Genomic DNA, 17,646 nt, shown 5'->3' with positions numbered 1-17,646 from the left:
CCCCCCCCCCCCCCCCCCCCCCCCCCCCCCCCCCCCCCCCCCCCCCCCCCCCCCCCCCCCCCCCCCCCCCCCCCCCCCCCCCCCCCCCCCCCCCCCCCGGGCCGCGAGCCGCCCCTCGGCCGCGGACCCTCAGTCGCGGACTCTCATCCGCCTACCTTCGCCGGCAGGTCCGACGCCCGGATCTCGTCCGCCCACGGGTAGCGCAGCGAATCGATCAGCCGGTACGGCGCGTCGACCACGATCTCTGTCGCCGCGTCGTGCGGTTCGGCCGCGCGCAGGCGCCGCGCCGTCTCGGCTTCGTCGCCCTCGACGAACACGATGTCGAGCTCCAGCCCGTCGCGCGTGCCCGAGGCGAGCGTCCAGACGCCGTGCACGCCGTCCAGCGCCACCAGCCGCGCCGCCCGGGCGCGGGCCGCCTCGGCGCCGCCGCGCCGCTGGGTCACCACGATGCCGGTGTGGCCGACGAAGGCGACCTCGTCCGCGGGCAGCCGGATGGCGTCGTCACCGGTGCCGGCGACGGTCGCGAACACGTCGCCGTCCCGTACCGCCTTCTTGTCGGCGGGGAACTCCATGCGCCCGGCCTCGACCAGCACGTCGCGCAGTCCGGTCATGCCCTGGAAGGCCGCGACGGGGTCGCCGAGGAGCGTGTAGACGGTGAGGAACGTCGACCGGCCGCCCGCGAACGGCGATCCCTCGGCGGCGATCCGGGCCTCGTGCAGCGCGGGCGGCGCGACGTACCGCCTGCTCTGGAGAACGCCGTCCAGGAGGAGGTTCGGCGGTGTGTGCTCCAGGTCGTACCAGCGGTTCCAGTCCTCGATCACGTCGGCGTCGCAGTCCAGTGCCGCGAATATGACACCCGTCGGTCGCATACCGATTGCTCCTGTCCACCTGATGAATACGTTGGTCTCCGGCTACTTCATTCGGCCATCGTGTCGACGCCGGGACGACGGGCCCGATCCGGGAGTCGTCCATGACACCGGCGGAGACCGCGCGACATCTGTCCCGACGTCTCGCCGAGACCGGCTTCGCCGTCCAGCCCGCGGCTCCGCACGCCGCGCCCCACGGCCTCCCTTCCAGCGTCGGCCACAAGCGCATCATGCACCGGCCGTCGTCGGCTTCCCAGCAGCTTCCGGACCGGGGCAAGTTGATCAGGACGATGTTTGCCGAGATGTCGGCGGGGGTGGTCGGTCCGGCTGGGCCCCGATGCAGAAGTGGATCCCGCGTCCGAACGAAGTGTGCGACCGGGACGCCGGGCGGGCGAGGTCGAGTGGCCGGCTCCCGCGGGGAGCGCGGCGGTCGAACGCGGTGGACTCCAGCGCTCTTCCGGGGGGCCGAAGGACGCCGTCGGCACCGGGGATGTGGGGGCGGCGCGATAGGGGCTCTGGTCTGGGCGGGCGACCTGCCCGCGGGACGCAGTGACCCTCCGCCACTCTTTCGGATTGCCGGGGAGCGGCCCCGGCACCTTCACTCGACGGGTGCGGGGGCAGTGATGTTGGGGTTTGCCTTGGTTTGAGCGGTGATTTGGGGCGGGGGGCCGGTGGGGGCGGTTGGGGGGACGGGGAGTACTAATTGGCGGCCCTCGGCGGTGGCGGTCAGGGGTCCGGTGGCGGAGATCGCGGTGATGTCGCGGCTGCCTGCCGCAACGAGGAACCAGGCTCCGGTGCCCGATTGCCACCAGGTGTAGCCCACGACGTCGTTGCCCGAGCGGCTACAGAGGGGGGCGTCCCGGAGGACTCCTACTGTGCGGGTGGCGGAGGCGTCGGCGCCGGGCGGGGTGAAGGCCACGTTCACGGTGCCGCCGCCCACGCGGTCGAAGCCGTGGAGACAGGACCAGGTGGCCTCACCGTTCGGGGCGTCGGGGAGGGCGAAGTGCGCGAACTCCCAGTTGTTGACCAGGCGGAGGCCGTAGCCGCGCAGGTCGGCCAGCATGCACGCGGTCAACGACCAGGCCCTGAGGGCGCGTTCGCTGGACGCCGCCTCGGCGGGGCGGCCGGTGTGGGTGAACTCCGGTGGCGGCATGTAGGTCAGGTGGGTGGCGGCGAGGCCGCCCAGGTCGGAAACCAGGTAGGGGTTGCCGTCCGCCGCGCGGGTCGCCCGGAGTTGCAGGACGTTGACGTTCGCGCAGTCGGCGACGTCGAGCAACGCCGCTGAGGTGACGCCGTTCTGATCGATCGTCAGGGGGCGCGGCGGAGCCTCCGGGCTGCGCAGGTCGCGGACCTGAGCGCTCGTCACCCACGGTGCGAGCAGCAGCCGTACGCCGTCGTTGTCGCGCGTCAGGACGACCGCCGACGCCGACCGCGCGTCGGAGTCGTCGGCCGCGCCGACCGTGAGCGTACGGACCACTCCCGCCTCGGTGTAGCGGGCCAGGCGCGTGGGGTCGGCCAGCAGGACGACGCGTTCGCCGCCGACGTCCCCCGCGAACAGGATCCGCGGCACACCGACCGGCGGCCCCGGGTCGGTGCGCACCTCGATGTGCGGCGTCAGCCCCGCGTCCGGCGCGGTCCACGCCCGCACCGCGCGTTCCGCGAGCGCCACGTCGCCCGCGAGCGAGCCGCGCGTGCTCCAGACGGCGAAGTCGAGCCGCGTCGTGGACGCCCACGCGTCCGGCGCGACGCGCACCGGCGGCGCCGCGGGCGTGGCCGCCGGTGCCACACGTTCGCCGCCGCCCACGACGCCGGGACTCCTGTCGCCGTCGTCGAGGACGGCCGACGACACCGCGACGGCGAGTGCGGTCGCGATCGCGCCTGCCCCCGCGTACCGCTGCCGCCGACGGCGGAGGAGGTCGGATGAGCTCACCCGCACCGTGCAGGGGTCCAGCGGCCCGGCGTCGACCAGTTCGCGGACCGGACGCCCCGACCCGGGGGCCGCGGCCCCCGCCCGCGACGCCTCCGCCACCGCACCCGCCGGGTCCGCGGCATCGGCGAGCGCGAGGATGGCGCGGACGCGGTCCGGGTCGAGTTCGGCGGGGACGAGCAGCGCGTACGCGGCCCGTCCGATCGGCGACAGCGCGGCGACCTCGCGTTCCACCGCGAGCGCGTCGGGATCGGCGGTCGCGGTGAAGAACCGCAGACCCCACACCCGGGGCAGCAGGCCGAACCGCCGCCGCGCTGCGTAGCGGAGGGCGCCTCGCACGACGCGGGCGCGCAGTCCGTCCTCGTCCAGCGGTTCGGCGGTACGGGTCGGCAGCGCGTCCTGGACGACGCCGTGCGCGGCGAGCACGCGCCCGTGGCGCCCGTCGGACGGCGGCAGGATCAGATAGGCGGTACGCGTCAGTTCCGCGTAGTGGCGGACGAGGACGGCTTCCGTCCCGCGCACGCCCGCACCACCCGGCCCGCGCGCCCGCAGCGCCCGCCCGCGAGCGACGACGCGGCGCCGCCACGAGTCGGCGTCCGACGCCTCCGCCCCGGCCTCCCCGTCCCGCCCCCGCGTACTCCCGTCGTGCATCGCTGCCACCCCTCCGCCCGCGCCGTCGTCCGGGCGGCGGACCGCGCGATCGGCTCCGCCGCCACGCTGGGCAACGAGCGCCGCCCGAATGGGTCACCAACGCGTACGACAATCCTGTTAGTTGGACCGCGCGAGTGGCGCCCCGTGCCGCACGGGCGGTTCACCGCGACAACTCCGGCACCCCGCGCCACAGTTGGATCATGACCGAACGATCCGCGGCCTCACCGGCGCAGACGGCCCGCCCCACCCCGTCCGCCGCCTCGCCCCCGAACACGCCGCCCGCCCATTACGACGACCTCCGCGCGCTCTTCGTCAACTGCACCCTCAAGCGCTCCCCCGAGGTGAGCAACACCCAGGGCATCGTGGAGATCAGCACGCGCATCATGCGCAAACACGGTGTAGCCGTGGACGAGTTCCGCGCCGTCGACCACGACATCGCCACCGGCGTATGGCCGGACATGACCGGCCACGGCTGGGAGTCCGACGCGTGGCCGGAGTTGTACGAGCGCGTCATGGCCGCCGACATCCTCGTGCTCGCCGGCCCCATCTGGCTCGGCGACAACAGCTCGGTCATGAAGCGCGTCATCGAACGCCTCTACGCCTGCTCGGCCGCACTCAACTCGGCGGGTCAGTACGCCTATTACGGACGCGTCGGCGGCTGCCTCGTCACCGGCAACGAGGACGGCATCAAGCACTGCGCGTCGAACGTCCTCTACAGCCTCCAGCACATCGGCTACACCGTCCCGCCGCAGGCCGACGCCGGCTGGATCGGCGAGGCGGGCCCCGGCCCCTCGTACCTGGACGAGGGATCGGGCGGCCCCGAGAACGAGTTCACGAACCGCAACACCACGTTCATGACCTGGAACCTCCTGCACCTGGCCCGGATGCTCAAGGACGCGGGCGGGATTCCGGCGTACGGCAACCAGCGCCAGGCCTGGGACACGGGCGCGCGCTTCGACTTCGAGAACCCCGAGTACCGCTGACCGCGCACCGCGCACCGCGGACCGCCGACCGCTGACCGCGGGGACCGCGGACCGCGCCGCCGACAAGGCGCCCCGCCGCCCCCTCAGTCCCGCGGCCGAGCCTGCGCCGGAAGTGTCGCCGTCTCCAGGAAGAAGTCGTCGATACTGCGAACCGCCCGCGCGAAGTCGTCGAGGTTCATCGGCTTGGTGACGTACGCGTTGCTGTGGTTCCGGTACGACGCCGCCACGTCCTCCGGAGCCCCCGACGTGGTCAGCACCACGACCGGGATCGCCTTCAACTCGTCGTCGTTCTTGAGCACGTGGAGCAGCTCGCGGCCGCTCATGCGCGGCATGTTGAGGTCGAGCACGATCAGGTCCGGGTGCGTCGTCGACGGGTTCCGCAGGTATTCCAGCGCGGCCACGCCGTCGGTCACCCGGGTGATGGTGCGGGTGTCGCGTTCGCGCAGCGCCTCCTGGATCAGGACGGCGTCGGCGGCGTCGTCCTCGACGAGGAGGATGTCGTAGCCGTGCGGGGCGATGAGGGGCGGCATCGGAGCGCTCGGGTCCTTTCGCGACGGTGCGGTGCGTGCCGGGATCGTACGCGGAGTGTCCCGTCCGCGGCGCCCCCCTGGCCAACCCTCGGCCGACCCCGCGGGCGCGCACGGGACGTTCCGGGGCGACGGACAGAGTAGGCCGCGAGTTCACCACCAGACAACAACTGTTGTCAGCCGTCCCGGTATCCTGTCCGGCGCCGCGCGGGCGTCCCACGCCTCGGCGGACAGCCGGGACAGGGAGGGTCAGCGCATGAAGGGGTTCCACGGCCGCGGGGTCGGGCGTCGGTCGTGGACGACCAGACGCTGGCTCATGACGAGCGTCATGGCCGCGCTCTCCGTCCTCCTCGTGCTCGGCGCCCTCGGCGCCTGGGTCCTGCACCGGGCCTCGGAGGTCACCGATCAGCTGACCGAGCGCAGTTCGCCCGCGCTCATAGCCTCGCTGCGCCTGGAGAAGGCGCTGCTCGACCAGGAGACCGGCATACGCGGGTACGCGCTGGCCGGCCAACTCTCCTACCTGGAGCCGTACATGCGCGGCATCGAGGAACAGGAGTCCGCGGTCGTGGAGTTGGAGCGCGTACTCCACGACGACGCGGCCGGACGGGCCGACCTCGCCGCCGTCCTCGGCGCGACGGAGCGCTGGCACGCCGACATAGCCCGGCACGTGGCCAGGACCGAACCGGCCGACATGGGACCGGACATGGTCGAGCGGGTCGAGTCCGGCAAACCGCAGTTCGACGCGGTACGCGCCGCCGCGGAGGTGCAGCAGCGGCACCTGGAGGACGCCCTCCGAGCCGCGAACCGCGACCTCGACGAGGTGGCGAAACGCCGCAACGCCATCTTCGTCGCCATCGGCATGGTCATCGTGGTGCTCGCGGCGCTCGTGTTCGAGGGCCTGCGGCGCGGCGTGACGCTCCCGCTGGAACGCCTCTCGGCCGACGCACGCACCGTCAGTCGCGGCGCTTTCGACCACCCCATCCAGGCCAGTGGCCCCGCCGACCTCCAGCAACTCGCCCTGGACGTCGAGGGCATGCGCCGACGCCTGCTGGCCGAGCTCGACTTCACCCTCCGGGCTCGCGCGAAACTGGACGAGCAGGCCGAGGATCTGCGGCGCTCCAACGCGGAGTTGGAGCAGTTCGCGTACGTCGCCTCGCACGACCTCCAGGAGCCGCTGCGCAAGGTGGCCAGCTTCTGCCAGCTCCTGCAACGGCGTTACGCCGGGCAGTTGGACGAGCGGGCGGACCAGTACATCGAGTTCGCGGTGGACGGTGCCAACCGGATGCAGGCGCTCATCAACGACCTGCTGGCCTTCTCACGCGTCGGCCGCACCGACGGCGACCACGAAACGGTCGACCTGGAACGGACGTTCGGCCGCGTCGCGGACACCCTGAGCTTCGCCGTCGAGGAGAGCGGGGCCACCGTCACCCACGATCCGCTGCCCACGCTCACCGCCAACCCGACACAGATGACCACGCTGTTCCAGAACCTGCTGTCGAACGCCGTCAAGTTCCGCGACCCCGAAGTGCCCTCGCACGTGCACGTTTCGGTGGCCCAGAGCGGCGAGATGTGGGAGTTCGCGGTCACCGACAACGGGATCGGCATCGAACCCGAGTACGCCGAGCGCGTGTTCGTCATCTTCCAACGGCTGCACGCCAAGGACGCCTACCCGGGCACCGGTATCGGGCTGGCGATGTGCAAGAAGATCGTGGAGTTCCACGGCGGCGAGATCGAGGTCGCCCCCGGGCATTCCCCCGGGGCCCGGATCACCTTCACACTGCCGGTGGCGGACGCTCCCGACGACGCACTCGACGACCCGGCCGACGACACGCCCGGCGCCGATCCCGACCGCGAGACCGAGCACAAGACGGACCACGAGACCGAGCACGAAACCGAGCACGAGAACGGCGCCGTTCCCGACCACCGGGCCGATGCCGAGAACGCCACCGGACACACCACCGCGGACGATCGAGACGGAGGCCGGACGTGACAGGCCCCCAGCCGGACCCCGCATACCGGACGGACCGGTCCCCCGAGCGCGCGCCCCGGCCCGCGCCCGCCGCAGCCACCGCCGCCGAGCCCCCGTACCGCATCCTGCTGGTCGAGGACGACCCCGGCGACGCCCTGCTGGTCGAGGAACTGATCGCCGACACCGGGCTCGAACCCGTCCTGCGCTGGAAGAAGACGCTCGCCGACGCCCTGACCGAGATCGCCCGGCAGGCTCCCGACCTCGTCCTGCTCGACCTGCACCTGCCCGACGTCTCCGGGGTGCCCGCCGTCGGCGCGGTGCAGAACGCCTGCCCGACCGCCGCCGTCGTGGTGCTGACCGGCCTCGCCGAGTCGCGCGCCGGGACGCAGGCGGTGGCCAGCGGGGCGCAGGACTACCTCGTCAAGGGCCAGGTCGAGCCCGACCTGCTGAGCCGCGTGCTGCGCTACGCCATCCAGCGCAAGCAGGCCGAGCACGCCAACGCCGAACTGCTCGAAAACCGCATGCACGCGCAGGAGAACGCCCGCCTCGAACGCGGCCTGCTGCCCGCCCCCCTGCTGCGCGCGCCCGAAGTCGTGGTCACCAGCCGGTATCTGCCGGGCCGTCAGCGGGCGCTGCTGGGCGGCGACTTCCTGGACGTCGTGCAGACCGCGGACGGACACGTGCACGCGGTCATCGGGGACGTCAGCGGCCACGGCCCCGACGAGGCGGCGCTGGGCGTACTGCTGCGAATAACCTGGCGCGCGCTGACCCTCGCGGGCCACCGGGGCGTCGAACTCATGGGCCTGCTCGAAGAGGTCCTGGTGGCGGAACGGCCGCGCTCGGACATGTTCACCACCTGCGCGACCGTCGTCCTCGACCCCGGGACCGACCTCGCGACCGTCACCCTGGCGGGCCACCACCCGCCGCTGGTCTGCGAGGGCGGCACCGCACGCGAGATGGACGCGGCGCTCGGCATCGCCCTCGGCATCATGCCCGGGCAGGGGGTCTGGCGGCCCACCGAGTCGCGTCTGCCGGATGCCGAGGCCCTGTTGCTCTACACCGACGGACTCATCGAGGGGCACACCGGGCGCGGGCGGCGGCGCCTCGGCACGTCCGGCCTGATCGACCTCGTGACGGAGTCCGCCGCGTCCGACGCCGACGGCCTTCTGGACCACCTCGTGACGACCGCGCAGAATCTCAACGCGGGCCGCCACGCGGACGACCTCGCGGTGCTGCACCTGGCCTGGTCGGCGCCGGGGACGCGGCCCGCGGAACGCGTCCGGTGACGGCGCGGCGCACGCCGCGGCGGCGCGGCAACACCCCGTGACCGCTCGCGCGTACGGCAACGGACGTTGTCGTACCGCTCGGACGGCACCTACTGTGGATGAACCGTTGACCCGTGGCGAGTGGAGTTCCCGATGGCCGGACGACCGTTCGACATCCTCCTGGTCGAGGACGATGTCGCGGACGCGCTGCTGATCGAGGTGGCGCTGCGGGACGGCGGCACGCCCCGGCGGATCGCCCAGGTGTCGGACGGCGTCGAGGCGCTGGAACACCTCAACGACCCGACGGCGCCGCGGCCCGACCTGATCCTGCTGGACCTCAACATGCCGCGCATGAACGGCCGCGAACTGCTGCACCACCTCAAGAACGACGAGGATCTGAAGGTGATCCCGACGGTCGTGCTCACCACGTCGGGCGCACCGGAGGATGTGGCCGCGGCGTATCGGAACCACAGCAACGCGTACATCACAAAGCCGGTGAATCTAGACGATTTCACCCACGCGGTACGCAGTATCGACACGTTCTTCCTGGACACCGCGGTGAGTCCGAATACTCCCGAATGACCGGGATCCCCAGCGAACCAACCGGCGGGTCGCGGAAGTTGGCGCGCGATTTCCCGCGGTGACGGAGTTTTGGCCCGGCGATTTGGGTATGGCCTTGTCAGGTCACCGCGCCCGCCGAACGGGCCCGACCACCAGGGCGGTACAGGTGCCGCCCGCCAAGGCACGCGACACGTGCCGGGGCTCGTCCGCCTGAAGAAGCCGGGCGTACGGCGAAGCCCTCACCCACGGATGCGCCGTGCGCGCATTCCGGCGCCCAGCCGCCGCACGCGGCGCGCCGGACCGCGCCCGACCGTGGGTCTTCGGACTCTTGAGGAGCCGAACATGTCCGCGCCCACCAGCGCCGTCGCCCTGTCCAACGCGTCCGACGCATCCACCGCGTCCCGCACATCCCGCGCGTCCACCGCATCCACCGCGACCACCCCGCGGTTCCGCGCCGACCTGCCGTCCCGCGAGGAGATGCGGTCGCTCGACAAGATGCAGGTGCGCAGGCTCACCGAGCAGTTGCTGCGGCGGCTGCACGGGCTCGACCGTGGATCCGACGAGTACAGCCGGGTCCGCGGCACGGTCGTCGAGCTCAACACCGCTCTCGTGCACTACGTCGCGCGCGGTTTCGCGCGGCGGCGGGCGGCGTACGACGACATCTTCCAGACCGGCACGGTCGGCCTGCTCAAGGCCATCGACGGCTACGACGTCGACCGCGGCTCGGAGTTCGCGTCCTTCGCGCTGCCCACCATCTCCGGGGAGATCAAGCGGTTCTTCCGGGACACCTCGTGGGGCGTGCACGTGACCCGTACGCTCCAGGAGCGCTTCCTGGCCGTGACCCGCACCGTCGACCAGCTCGAACAGGACCTCGGCCGGGAGCCCACCGCGCCCGAGATCGGCGCGTGCCTCGACATGACCGTCCCCGAGGTCAACGAGGCCCGCGAGGCGTCGCGCGCGTACCTGGTCGACTCAATCGACGCCGCGCCGTCCGGGAACGACGGCTCCGGACGGGACCGCACCCCGCTCGCCGACCTGCTCGGCTACGACGAGGCCGAGTACGGTCTCGTCGACTTCCGCGAGTCGGTCAGGCCGCTGCTGAGCGCGCTTCCGCAGCGCGAGAAGCGCATCCTCGAAATGCGCTTCTGGCAGGATCTGACGCAGCGTGAGATCGGAGAGGAGCTCGGCGTGTCGCAGATGCACATATCGCGGATTCTCAACACGACCCTGACGCGGCTGCGCCGCCAACTGGAGGCCGACCCCATGCCCCGCACCCGCGCGCTCCACCGAGCCGCGTAGTCCGGCACGCGCGTGAATCCGCAGAATGCCGATGCAGCAGACGCCCGAGACACTCGTCCTCGAACTCGACGGATCCGCGAAGTCCGTGCGCGGCGCGCGGCAGGAGACCCATCGCTTCCTCGCCGACGCCGAGCGGATCCCGCGGATCGCGGCGGACACCGCACGGGACGTCCTTATGGTGGTGGGCGAGCTGGTGGCGAACGCCTGCCGCCACGCGCCCGGGCCGTGCCGCCTGAGCGTCGCGGTCGCATCGGAATCGGTGGACGTCGCCGTGCGGGACTCCGGGTCGTCCCGGCTCGGTCCCGCCCGGCGGCGCCACCCGCCCGGCTACGGGCTGTGGATCGTGGCGCGCCTCACCAAGGGCATCCACGTGCTGCCGGTTCCCGGTGGCAAGATCGTCCGGGCATCCGTCCCGCTGGGAGGATGACGCGCACGGGCCCACCCGGGGAGGAGCCGCATGGCGGAGCGGTATGAGAACGATCACAGGCGGGACGACGGGCCCGCGGTCGGGCGCGGGGACGGGCCCGTCCGCGGGCTCACGGACGGGTTCGGGGGCGGTTCCACAGGCGGATCGACGGACGGCTTCGCGACCGGGTTCGGAGACGGATTCGACGACGGATTCGAGGACGGAGCAGAAGGCGGCGAACATGTCGTGGACCCGGACAGCGTGATCGAGCGCGGCGGCTGGACCGTCGTCCCGGTGCGCGGCGACCTCGACTTCTACTCCGCCCCGCTGTTCGCGGAGGCGGTGCGCTCGCTCGCCGCGCCCGGCCCCCGCCGGGTCGTCCTGGACCTCGCGGACGTGGAGTTCATGGACTCCACCGGCCTGCGTCTGCTGCTGGGCGTGTCCCGCGACCTGCGCGAGGCCGGGGGGGCACTGCGCCTGGCCGGACCGGGCGACCTCGTCCTGCGGCTGCTCGAAGTGACCCAGGTCGCACCGCTGCTGCCGGCGTTCCCCGATGTAACGTCGGCGTGCAGTGACTGATCCGACCGCACCGCGCTCCCCGTCCCGCCGACCCGCCTCCGCGTGGTCGGCCACGTCCGAGGCCGCGACGCTGACCGCGACGGTCGACCGGCTGCGCGCCGAGGTCGACGGGCTGCGCCGTGCCATGCGCTCGCGTGCCGTGATCGAGCAGGCGAAGGGCCTGCTGATGGCACGCATGGGGTGCGGCGCCGACGAGGCCTTCGGACACTTGGCGCAATTGTCGCAAAACACCAACATGAAGCTCGCCGAAGTCGCGGCGGGGCTTCTGGGGGTGGCCGCGCCGCCCAGCTCGCCGCGCAAGTCGCCGCCGGTCCCCCGGGCCGCGACGCCCGCCACCGAACCCGCGCCAACCGGGCCCCCGCCCGCGGTGCCGCCCGCCCGCGTGCGCCCGGCCGCGGAACGGGCGGAACGGGCGGAACGGACCGAGGCCCCGCGCACGCCCCTGGACCTGTCGTCCGAGGAGGCGGCGCGTTACCACCTCGTCGCCTCCGCCCTGGAGACCGCGGACGGCGGCGACGACATCGCCCGGCTGCTGTGCGAGGAGGCGCTGACCGGCACCGGCGCCGGCATGGCGGCCATCGCGCTGCTCGAACCGGACGGCGCGCTGCGCCTCGCGGGGACGTACGGCGTTCCGGCGCAGGTCGCCAGCCAGTGGCGCCGAATACCCCCGCAGACGTCGGTGCCGCTCACCGACGTCGTGCACGGCGGCGAACCCCTGTACCTGCCCGACCGGTCCGCGTTCGCCGAGCGCTACCCCCAGGTCGAGGCGGCCCTGCTGCCCGGTGAGCAGCTCTGGGTGGTCCCGCTGGTGGACCGGCACGGAGCTACGAGCGGTGCCCTGGCGGTCGGTTGGCCGGAGGCGGCCGAAGACGTGAGCGGCTCGGCCGCCTTCCTGTCGGCCCTCGCGCAACTGTGCGTCGGCGCGATGCCGCGCCTGGGCGCCCGCCGCACCGCGCGCGGATCGGGCGGCGCGGTGTCCGGTGACGAGATGTGGTTCCGCGCACTGCTCGACGCGCTGCTGGACCCGGTCCTGATCCTGGCCCCCGTGCGCGACGGCGACGCCGAGTCCGACGGCGTCACCGACTTCCGCATCGACTACGCCAACGCCGCGACCGTGGACCTGGCCGGACGCACCGGCGCCGACGTCGTCGGGCGGCGGATGACCGACCTGTACCCCGGCATGGTGGTGTCCGGCGTGTTCGGCCAACTGCTGGACGTGCAGCGCACCGGCACGCCGTACGAGGGCGAGGCCGAGCAGTTCATCGAGCTGGTGTCCGGCCACCTGCGGTCCTCGACGATGACCCTGCGGGCCGTGCGCTTCCTCGACGGCGTCCTGCTGAGCTGGCGCATCCACGACGAGGACGAGCGCCGCGCCGCGCAGTTCGCGCAGGCGCAGAGGCTGGCTCACCTCGGCACCTGGCAGCACGACATGGGCACCGGCGAAACCGTGTGGTCCCCTGAGATGTTCGCCATCGTCGGCCTGGACCACGAGGACGGCACGCCCGGCCTCGCCGCGCTCGCCGAGGCCGTCCACCCCGACGATCTCCCGACCCTCCGGGCGGTGTTGCACGAGCTGTTGACCGAACACCGGCCACAGACCCTGGAGTTCCGCGTCAACCGGCCGGACGGCAGGCCGTGCACGGTGCGTGCCGCCGCCGAGGCGGTGTGCGATCCGGACGGCGAGGAGGTGTTGGCGCTGCGCGGCGTCCTCCAGGACGTCACCGCGTGGCGCCGGGCACAGGCCGCACTCGCCGACGCCCGCGACCAGTTGGAGGAGGAGCGCGGGCGCACCGCCACCCAGCACGAGGCGGTGACGCTGCTGCAACGCGCCATCATCGACGTCCCGCCGCCGTCCGATCCCGAGGTGATGCGCTTCGCGTCGCACTACGTGCCCGCGGAGAGCGTCGCGCAGGTCGGCGGCGACTGGTACGACCGCGTCACGCTGCCGGACGGGCGCATGCTCGTCGCCATCGGCGACGTGTCGGGCCACGGCCTGCCCGCGGCCGCCGGAATGACCCAGGTGCGCCACGCACTTCGCGGTATGGCCTACACCGGCGCGGAGCCGGCGCAGATCCTCACGTGGCTGAACCGCATGGTGTGCCACCAGCGTTCGGACTACATCGCGACGGTCATCTGCGCACTGGTGAATCCGCGGACGCGAACGATGACGTGGTCACAGGCCGGGCACCTGCCCCCGCTGCACGTGCGCGACGGCGCGCCGCGGGTGTTGCAGACGCCCTTCGGCATGGTGCTGGGTGCGAGTTCGGGTGCCGCGTACGGTTCGGCGGTCGTGGACCTGTCCCCGGGCGACATGGTCCTGATGTACACGGACGGCCTCGTCGAGCACCGCGGCGCGGATCTGGGCCGGGGCCTGTCGCGGCTGGTCGGCACCGTGCGGGAGAGCTGCGACGGCGAGTTGGACGCGTGCGTGGCGCATGTCATGCGGCACCTCGGCACGCCGAATCCGCAGGACGACACCTGCCTGATCGGGTTTCAGATCCCGCACGCGGCCGGGAAGGGCTGACCGGGCGCGGTCGTCCCGCCGGTTGCCCGCGTACCGCCGCAGGGTTCGTCGGGCCGGTCGCGGCAGCGGTCCACACCCGCGACGGGCTGCCGCTCCAACAGGGGCACGGGAGTTGCCGGTGACGCCTGCCCGTTCTGCGCGGGCGCGGGGCGGGTCAGTCCTCCGTGCCGGACGCCGCCCTCTTGCGGGCCCGGTGGGCTGCCACGTTGGCGCGGTTGGCGCAGGCCTCGGAGCAGTACCGGCGGCGTCCGTTGCGCGAGGTGTCGGCATATACCCGCTCGCAGCGGTCCGCGGCGCAGACGCCCGACCGCTCGATGCCGTAGTCGGCCAGCAGGTTGGCCATGCCGATGGCGGTGTTGATACGCACGCGTTCGGCGAAGGGGACTCCGGACGGCGCGTAGTGCACGTGCAGGCCGTAGCCGTGGTCGACGAGCCGCGGCCGCATCGTGACCTGCTCCAGCAGCCCGTTGGCCAGGCCGACGGCCGTCTCCAGGTCGTCGGCGGCGAAGACGCCGCGCAGCTCCGTGCTCCACGCGGCGAGCGGGGCCACCTCGGCGGCACGCAGGTCGCGGGTCAGGAACGAGAAGGGCGCTAGCAGGGCGCGCAACGCCTCGACGGTTACCGGCGGGGCGTCCGGCGACGCGTTGTCGACCGTCCAGAAATTCACCAGCGCGACGGCGGCGCCGACGCCGTCGCTTCGGTAACCGTTGACGTCCATTGAACCCTTACTTAGTCTGGTCGGTAAGGACTTACCCGTACGAGAAGTATTACCGATCGTCGAAGGGGTGGCCATCGTGGCGAGCTGCGGCGTCTGCGGACGGACCGAAGGACCGCGTGAGCACGTGATCTCGCGGCACCGCACCTCCGAGGGCGAAGTGGTCTACACGCGCTGTTCCTGCGGCAGCGTGGCGGTACGCCTGGCCGCACCGACGCACACCGAGGACACCGAGGTCCTGGCCCGAGGCCCGGCCGAACCAGCCCTGGCGCCACTCCTGGCCCTGGGCACCGGAGGTTCGGCGGCCTGACCCCGGACACCCCCGCGACGGCCCGCGCTCGGGCGGGGAGCACCCCGCCCGAGCGCCGAACGACCGGGCGCACTCCGGACGGCGCCCGGCAGAACCCGTGAACGATCCGTGATCAGCCCGCAGTTGGCGCGGCGGGGGCAGCACCCGGCTCGATGCCCGGCACCCAGATTCCCGATCCGGCGTACGCGGGCGCCCACACCGTCGCGTACGCGGACCGCACCGTCGCCGGAAGCCGCCCCGTCACGGCGGCCACCGCGGCCGGATCGGCACCGTCCAGCAGCCAGGGCAGGAAGACCGGGACCTCGGCGCCGAGCCGCCGGGTGTGCTCGGCCCCGAAGCGGTCGAGCAGTTCGGGGCCCGCCACCTCGTCGATGAGGGGCAGCGCCTCATCCTCCTCGTGCGTGAGGTGGCCGCCGAGCCCGGCCACCAGGCGGTCGACGATCATCGCGAGCTTGTCCGCCCCGGACTCCGGGTCCGCGATGGCCACGTCGAAGAAGGCCACGCCCGGGTCGACGGCCGCGTGCTCCTCCTCCATCGCGTCGATCACGGCCAGGTCGTCCGGCCGGTCGGCGAGCGCCTTGCGCACCTCGGGCAACAGCACGTCGTCCTCGGCTGCGTGGTGGGCAAGGAGGTAGCGCTTGAACATCCCCCACCCGGCGGCGGTGTGCAGGATGACGCGCGGGTCGTCGCCGCCGCGTTCGATAATGCGGGCGATGCGCTCGAGCTCGCGGCGCAGCGCGTCGTGCATCACGAACATCATCGTCATGTCGTTCTTGAAAGCCATCGTTTCCTCCGTGGCTCGTGGGTTCGACGGATCGTCGGGTCCGACGGATCGTCGGTTCGTCGGTTCGGCGCCTGCGGTCCGCCTGGGTGCCTGGCGGGCGGTCCGGCACTGCATTGACGGACCGCTGGGCGCGAATGTGACGTGGCACGGCGGAAGTTTCCGGGGCGCCGCGAGAGGGTCGATTCGATATCGTCGAACGGGTCGACATCGCGCGGCCGGTGACGCCGGACGGGGACGCCGACGCCGAGTTCGCCGGGGCGGCCTGCTCACCGGACGGCGACACGCTGTTCGTCGACATGCAGTCGGACGTCGGCCGGACGTTCGCCGTCTCCGGCCCCTGGAGCCGCTGCTGAGCCGACGTCAGTCGTTCTCAGCCGTTCCCAGTCGGCGTCACAGCCGCGGTCAGCCGCCGAGCGCGGTGGTCGCGGCCGCCGTGGCCGCCGTCAGCGCCGAGGCCCAGGACCGGCACACGCCCGCCGGCGCCTGGGCCCGGTCGGCGAGCAGAGTCAGCGTGTAGCGCTGCCGTCCCAGCCGGTCGTGGATCGGCGCGCTCAGGGCCGCGAGCGGCACCATCTCCGCATCGTCGTCCGGGAGTTCGGTCGTGTACTCGGCCCACTCGGCGGGCGGCATGTGGCGGCGCAGCACGTCGCGCACGGGCCGCGGCAGACCCGAGACCTCCAGATTGGCCAGCACGATCGTCGGCGTGGCGGTGTCCTCCCCCGTACGGCGCTCGACGAGGTAGCCGCGCTCGCGGGCGGCCCGGACCAGCGCCCAGGTGCGCTCCTCGGTGACCGCGATCGGCACCAGCGGCGGACGCGCGAGCCAGTCCCGCACCGCTTCGTCGTCGCGCCACGCGGTGTTGGTGAGCCCCAGCGGCGGCGTGCAGGGGAATCGTTCGCCGACGATGTCGCGGTGGTCGCCGACGGGGATGCGCCCCACGCGGTCGAGCACCACGAGTGATTCCTCGTGCAGTCCGGCCAACACGCAGGGCAGCCCCAGTTGTTCGTGCAGGCGCCGGATATGCGGCCGGACGATGTCCAGCGACGCGAGCCCCGTCTCGGCGGCCCAGCCGAGGCGCAGCAGCGCGGGGCCGAGGCCGTACGCCTTGACGTCGTCCCGCGTCGCGAAGCCCGCCTCGGTGAGCGCCGCGAGGATCCCCAGACACGTCGGCTTGCTGAGGCCGAGCCGCACGCTGATCTCGGTGAGCGTCAGACGCCGGTGCGGTTCCTCGCCGAGCAGGCTCAGCACGGCCAGGACGCGTTCCGTGGGCGGCGACTGACGTCCCGTCATATCCCCTCGGGCCCTTGATGGTTGGCGCAGGCTGTGCTTACCTGCACGGCATCACACGTCCTCGAATTCCACATTCCATATATGTACCAGGGCAGGACTGCCCGGAGAAGAGGCCGCCGGTGCTGCTCGCCGACAAGACCGTCATCGTGTCCGGAACCGGTCCCGGGCTCGGCCGGGAGATCGCCCTGGCCGCCGCCCGCGAGGGCGCCAACCTGGTGCTGGGCGCGCGCCGCACCGAGAACCTGGCCGCCGTCGCGGAGGAGATCGACCCGTCCGGTGCCCGGGTGGCCTGGCAGAAGACCGACATCACCGACCACGCGCAGGTCGAGGCGCTCGCCGAGCTGGCCGTCCAGAGGTTCGGCGGCATCGACGCGCTGCTCAACGTCGCCGCGCTCGACACCGTCGCGGGCGGCCTGGAGCAGACGTCCTGGGAGGACCTGCGCGCGGTCCTGGAGACCAATCTCGTCGGCAGCCTCGCGATGACCAAGGCCGCGATGCCGGCCCTCCGGCGGCAGGGCGGCGCGGTGGTCTTCGTCGGCTCGCAGGTCGAGATGAAGGTCGTCGTCGACCACCCGCAACTTGCCTACTCCGCCTCGAAGGCCGCGCTGCGGACCGCCGCGCACTACCTCGCCCAGGAGTACGGCCCCGACCGGGTGCGCGTGAACACCGTGTCGCCGGGGTGGATGCTCGGGCCGCCGGTCGAGGCGTACCTCGGCTACATGGCCGCCGCGCAACAGGTGTCGCGCGAGGCGGTGTTGGCCGACCTGGAGCAGAAGATGGCGCTGCCGTACCTCGCGAGTGACGGCGACACCGCCGAGGCCGTGGTGTTCCTCGCGTCGGACCGGGCGCGCGGCATCACCGGGCAGACGCTTCTCGTCAACGCCGGGGAGTTCATGCGCTGACCGGAACCGGCCGGACGCGGGCCGGCACCCGTGCGCCCTCCGTCCGCGGCGCACGGTGGCCGGCTTCCGCGTTCGGCCCCGGCGCCAC

Annotated in this window: 17 protein-coding genes; 11 read left to right on the top strand and 6 right to left on the bottom strand. The window is 72.8% G+C overall.

Features of this window, described 5'->3' with window-relative positions:
- Window positions 1–143 precede the first annotated feature (143 nt).
- A complete protein-coding gene (locus ACRX5S_RS22670; protein ID WP_436774872.1) occupies window positions 144–869 on the bottom strand; it encodes a hypothetical protein in 726 nt (241 codons plus the stop codon).
- 595 nt (window positions 870–1,464) lie between these two features.
- Window positions 1,465–3,444, bottom strand: a complete 1,980-nt coding sequence (locus ACRX5S_RS22665) for a hypothetical protein (RefSeq protein ID WP_436774871.1) — start codon at window positions 3,442–3,444, stop codon at window positions 1,465–1,467.
- 200 nt (window positions 3,445–3,644) lie between these two features.
- On the opposite strand from ACRX5S_RS22665, the gene ACRX5S_RS22660 reads away from it, so the two are divergent.
- A complete protein-coding gene (locus ACRX5S_RS22660) occupies window positions 3,645–4,427 on the top strand; it encodes a flavodoxin family protein (protein ID WP_436774870.1) in 783 nt (260 codons plus the stop codon).
- Window positions 4,428–4,510: 83 nt separating this feature from the next.
- Here ACRX5S_RS22660 and ACRX5S_RS22655 read toward each other — a convergent pair whose 3' ends face one another.
- Window positions 4,511–4,957: a response regulator gene (locus ACRX5S_RS22655; protein ID WP_436774869.1), complete on the bottom strand. Its 447-nt coding sequence runs from the start codon at window positions 4,955–4,957 to the stop codon at window positions 4,511–4,513.
- Between the two features lie 253 nt (window positions 4,958–5,210).
- Between ACRX5S_RS22655 and ACRX5S_RS22650 the strand changes: the two genes are divergently transcribed.
- The 7 genes from ACRX5S_RS22650 to ACRX5S_RS22620 all read left to right on the top strand — a co-directional run bounded on the left by ACRX5S_RS22650 (window position 5,211) and on the right by ACRX5S_RS22620 (window position 13,557).
- Window positions 5,211–6,944, top strand: a complete 1,734-nt coding sequence (locus ACRX5S_RS22650; protein WP_436774868.1) for a sensor histidine kinase — start codon at window positions 5,211–5,213, stop codon at window positions 6,942–6,944.
- Entirely contained in the window at window positions 6,941–8,209 is a 1,269-nt protein-coding gene (locus tag ACRX5S_RS22645; protein WP_436774867.1) for a PP2C family protein-serine/threonine phosphatase, read from the top strand. Before ACRX5S_RS22650 ends, ACRX5S_RS22645 begins: the two co-directional genes overlap by 4 nt.
- 132 nt (window positions 8,210–8,341) lie before the next feature.
- Window positions 8,342–8,770, top strand: a complete 429-nt coding sequence (locus ACRX5S_RS22640) for a response regulator (RefSeq protein ID WP_436774866.1) — start codon at window positions 8,342–8,344, stop codon at window positions 8,768–8,770.
- 321 nt (window positions 8,771–9,091) lie between these two features.
- Window positions 9,092–10,048 carry a SigB/SigF/SigG family RNA polymerase sigma factor gene (locus tag ACRX5S_RS22635; RefSeq protein WP_436774865.1) on the top strand — a complete coding sequence of 319 codons (957 nt, stop codon included), beginning with the start codon at window positions 9,092–9,094 and terminating at the stop codon, window positions 10,046–10,048.
- Between the two features lie 31 nt (window positions 10,049–10,079).
- Window positions 10,080–10,475: an ATP-binding protein gene (locus ACRX5S_RS22630; RefSeq protein WP_436774864.1), complete on the top strand. Its 396-nt coding sequence runs from the start codon at window positions 10,080–10,082 to the stop codon at window positions 10,473–10,475.
- Between the two features lie 30 nt (window positions 10,476–10,505).
- Window positions 10,506–11,033, top strand: coding sequence for an STAS domain-containing protein (locus tag ACRX5S_RS22625; protein WP_436774863.1), 528 nt, complete (start codon window positions 10,506–10,508; stop codon window positions 11,031–11,033).
- Window positions 11,026–13,557: a SpoIIE family protein phosphatase gene (locus ACRX5S_RS22620; RefSeq protein WP_436774862.1), complete on the top strand. Its 2,532-nt coding sequence runs from the start codon at window positions 11,026–11,028 to the stop codon at window positions 13,555–13,557. Before ACRX5S_RS22625 ends, ACRX5S_RS22620 begins: the two co-directional genes overlap by 8 nt.
- 154 nt (window positions 13,558–13,711) lie before the next feature.
- Here the strand turns inward: ACRX5S_RS22620 and ACRX5S_RS22615 are convergent, their stop codons facing one another.
- Window positions 13,712–14,275: a CGNR zinc finger domain-containing protein gene (locus ACRX5S_RS22615; protein WP_436774861.1), complete on the bottom strand. Its 564-nt coding sequence runs from the start codon at window positions 14,273–14,275 to the stop codon at window positions 13,712–13,714.
- Between the two features lie 124 nt (window positions 14,276–14,399).
- Between ACRX5S_RS22615 and ACRX5S_RS22610 the strand changes: the two genes are divergently transcribed.
- The gene (locus ACRX5S_RS22610) at window positions 14,400–14,582 is read left to right on the top strand and encodes a hypothetical protein (RefSeq protein ID WP_436774860.1); all 183 of its coding nucleotides are present in this window, start codon (window positions 14,400–14,402) and stop codon (window positions 14,580–14,582) included.
- 112 nt (window positions 14,583–14,694) lie between these two features.
- On the opposite strand, the gene ACRX5S_RS22605 is transcribed toward ACRX5S_RS22610, so the two are convergent.
- Window positions 14,695–15,366, bottom strand: a complete 672-nt coding sequence (locus ACRX5S_RS22605; RefSeq protein WP_436774859.1) for a hemerythrin domain-containing protein — start codon at window positions 15,364–15,366, stop codon at window positions 14,695–14,697.
- A gap of 218 nt (window positions 15,367–15,584) precedes the next feature.
- Between ACRX5S_RS22605 and ACRX5S_RS22600 the strand changes: the two genes are divergently transcribed.
- The gene (locus ACRX5S_RS22600; protein WP_436774858.1) at window positions 15,585–15,719 is read left to right on the top strand and encodes a hypothetical protein; all 135 of its coding nucleotides are present in this window, start codon (window positions 15,585–15,587) and stop codon (window positions 15,717–15,719) included.
- Window positions 15,720–15,768: 49 nt separating this feature from the next.
- Here ACRX5S_RS22600 and ACRX5S_RS22595 read toward each other — a convergent pair whose 3' ends face one another.
- Window positions 15,769–16,656 (bottom strand): IclR family transcriptional regulator, encoded by an 888-nt coding sequence (locus ACRX5S_RS22595; protein WP_436774857.1) that lies wholly within the window; start codon window positions 16,654–16,656, stop codon window positions 15,769–15,771.
- Between the two features lie 119 nt (window positions 16,657–16,775).
- Here ACRX5S_RS22595 and ACRX5S_RS22590 point away from each other — a divergent pair, with 119 nt between their 5' ends.
- Window positions 16,776–17,558 (top strand): SDR family oxidoreductase, encoded by a 783-nt coding sequence (locus tag ACRX5S_RS22590; protein WP_436774856.1) that lies wholly within the window; start codon window positions 16,776–16,778, stop codon window positions 17,556–17,558.
- The last annotated feature ends 88 nt before the right edge of the window (window positions 17,559–17,646 follow it).

The sequence above is a fragment of the Yinghuangia sp. YIM S09857 genome (assembly GCF_051388915.1).
In the GTDB taxonomy this organism is placed as follows: domain Bacteria; phylum Actinomycetota; class Actinomycetes; order Streptomycetales; family Streptomycetaceae; genus Yinghuangia.
This window is presented reverse-complemented; position numbering and strand designations above follow the sequence as displayed.

What these genes read in the sequence shown, in the direction of transcription:
- ACRX5S_RS22635 (WP_436774865.1), top strand. Translation starts at nt 9,092, where the DNA reads ATGTCCGCGCCCACCAGCGCCGTCGCCCTGTCCAACGCGTCCGACGCA.
- ACRX5S_RS22660 (WP_436774870.1), top strand. Translation starts at nt 3,645, where the DNA reads ATGACCGAACGATCCGCGGCCTCACCGGCGCAGACGGCCCGCCCCACC.
- ACRX5S_RS22630 (WP_436774864.1), top strand. Translation starts at nt 10,080, where the DNA reads ATGCAGCAGACGCCCGAGACACTCGTCCTCGAACTCGACGGATCCGCG.
- ACRX5S_RS22650 (WP_436774868.1), top strand. Translation starts at nt 5,211, where the DNA reads ATGAAGGGGTTCCACGGCCGCGGGGTCGGGCGTCGGTCGTGGACGACC.
- ACRX5S_RS22670 (WP_436774872.1), bottom strand. Translation starts at nt 869, where the DNA reads ATGCGACCGACGGGTGTCATATTCGCGGCACTGGACTGCGACGCCGAC.
- ACRX5S_RS22640 (WP_436774866.1), top strand. Translation starts at nt 8,342, where the DNA reads ATGGCCGGACGACCGTTCGACATCCTCCTGGTCGAGGACGATGTCGCG.
- ACRX5S_RS22615 (WP_436774861.1), bottom strand. Translation starts at nt 14,275, where the DNA reads ATGGACGTCAACGGTTACCGAAGCGACGGCGTCGGCGCCGCCGTCGCG.
- ACRX5S_RS22625 (WP_436774863.1), top strand. Translation starts at nt 10,506, where the DNA reads ATGGCGGAGCGGTATGAGAACGATCACAGGCGGGACGACGGGCCCGCG.
- ACRX5S_RS22595 (WP_436774857.1), bottom strand. Translation starts at nt 16,656, where the DNA reads ATGACGGGACGTCAGTCGCCGCCCACGGAACGCGTCCTGGCCGTGCTG.
- ACRX5S_RS22605 (WP_436774859.1), bottom strand. Translation starts at nt 15,366, where the DNA reads ATGGCTTTCAAGAACGACATGACGATGATGTTCGTGATGCACGACGCG.
- ACRX5S_RS22665 (WP_436774871.1), bottom strand. Translation starts at nt 3,444, where the DNA reads ATGCACGACGGGAGTACGCGGGGGCGGGACGGGGAGGCCGGGGCGGAG.
- ACRX5S_RS22655 (WP_436774869.1), bottom strand. Translation starts at nt 4,957, where the DNA reads ATGCCGCCCCTCATCGCCCCGCACGGCTACGACATCCTCCTCGTCGAG.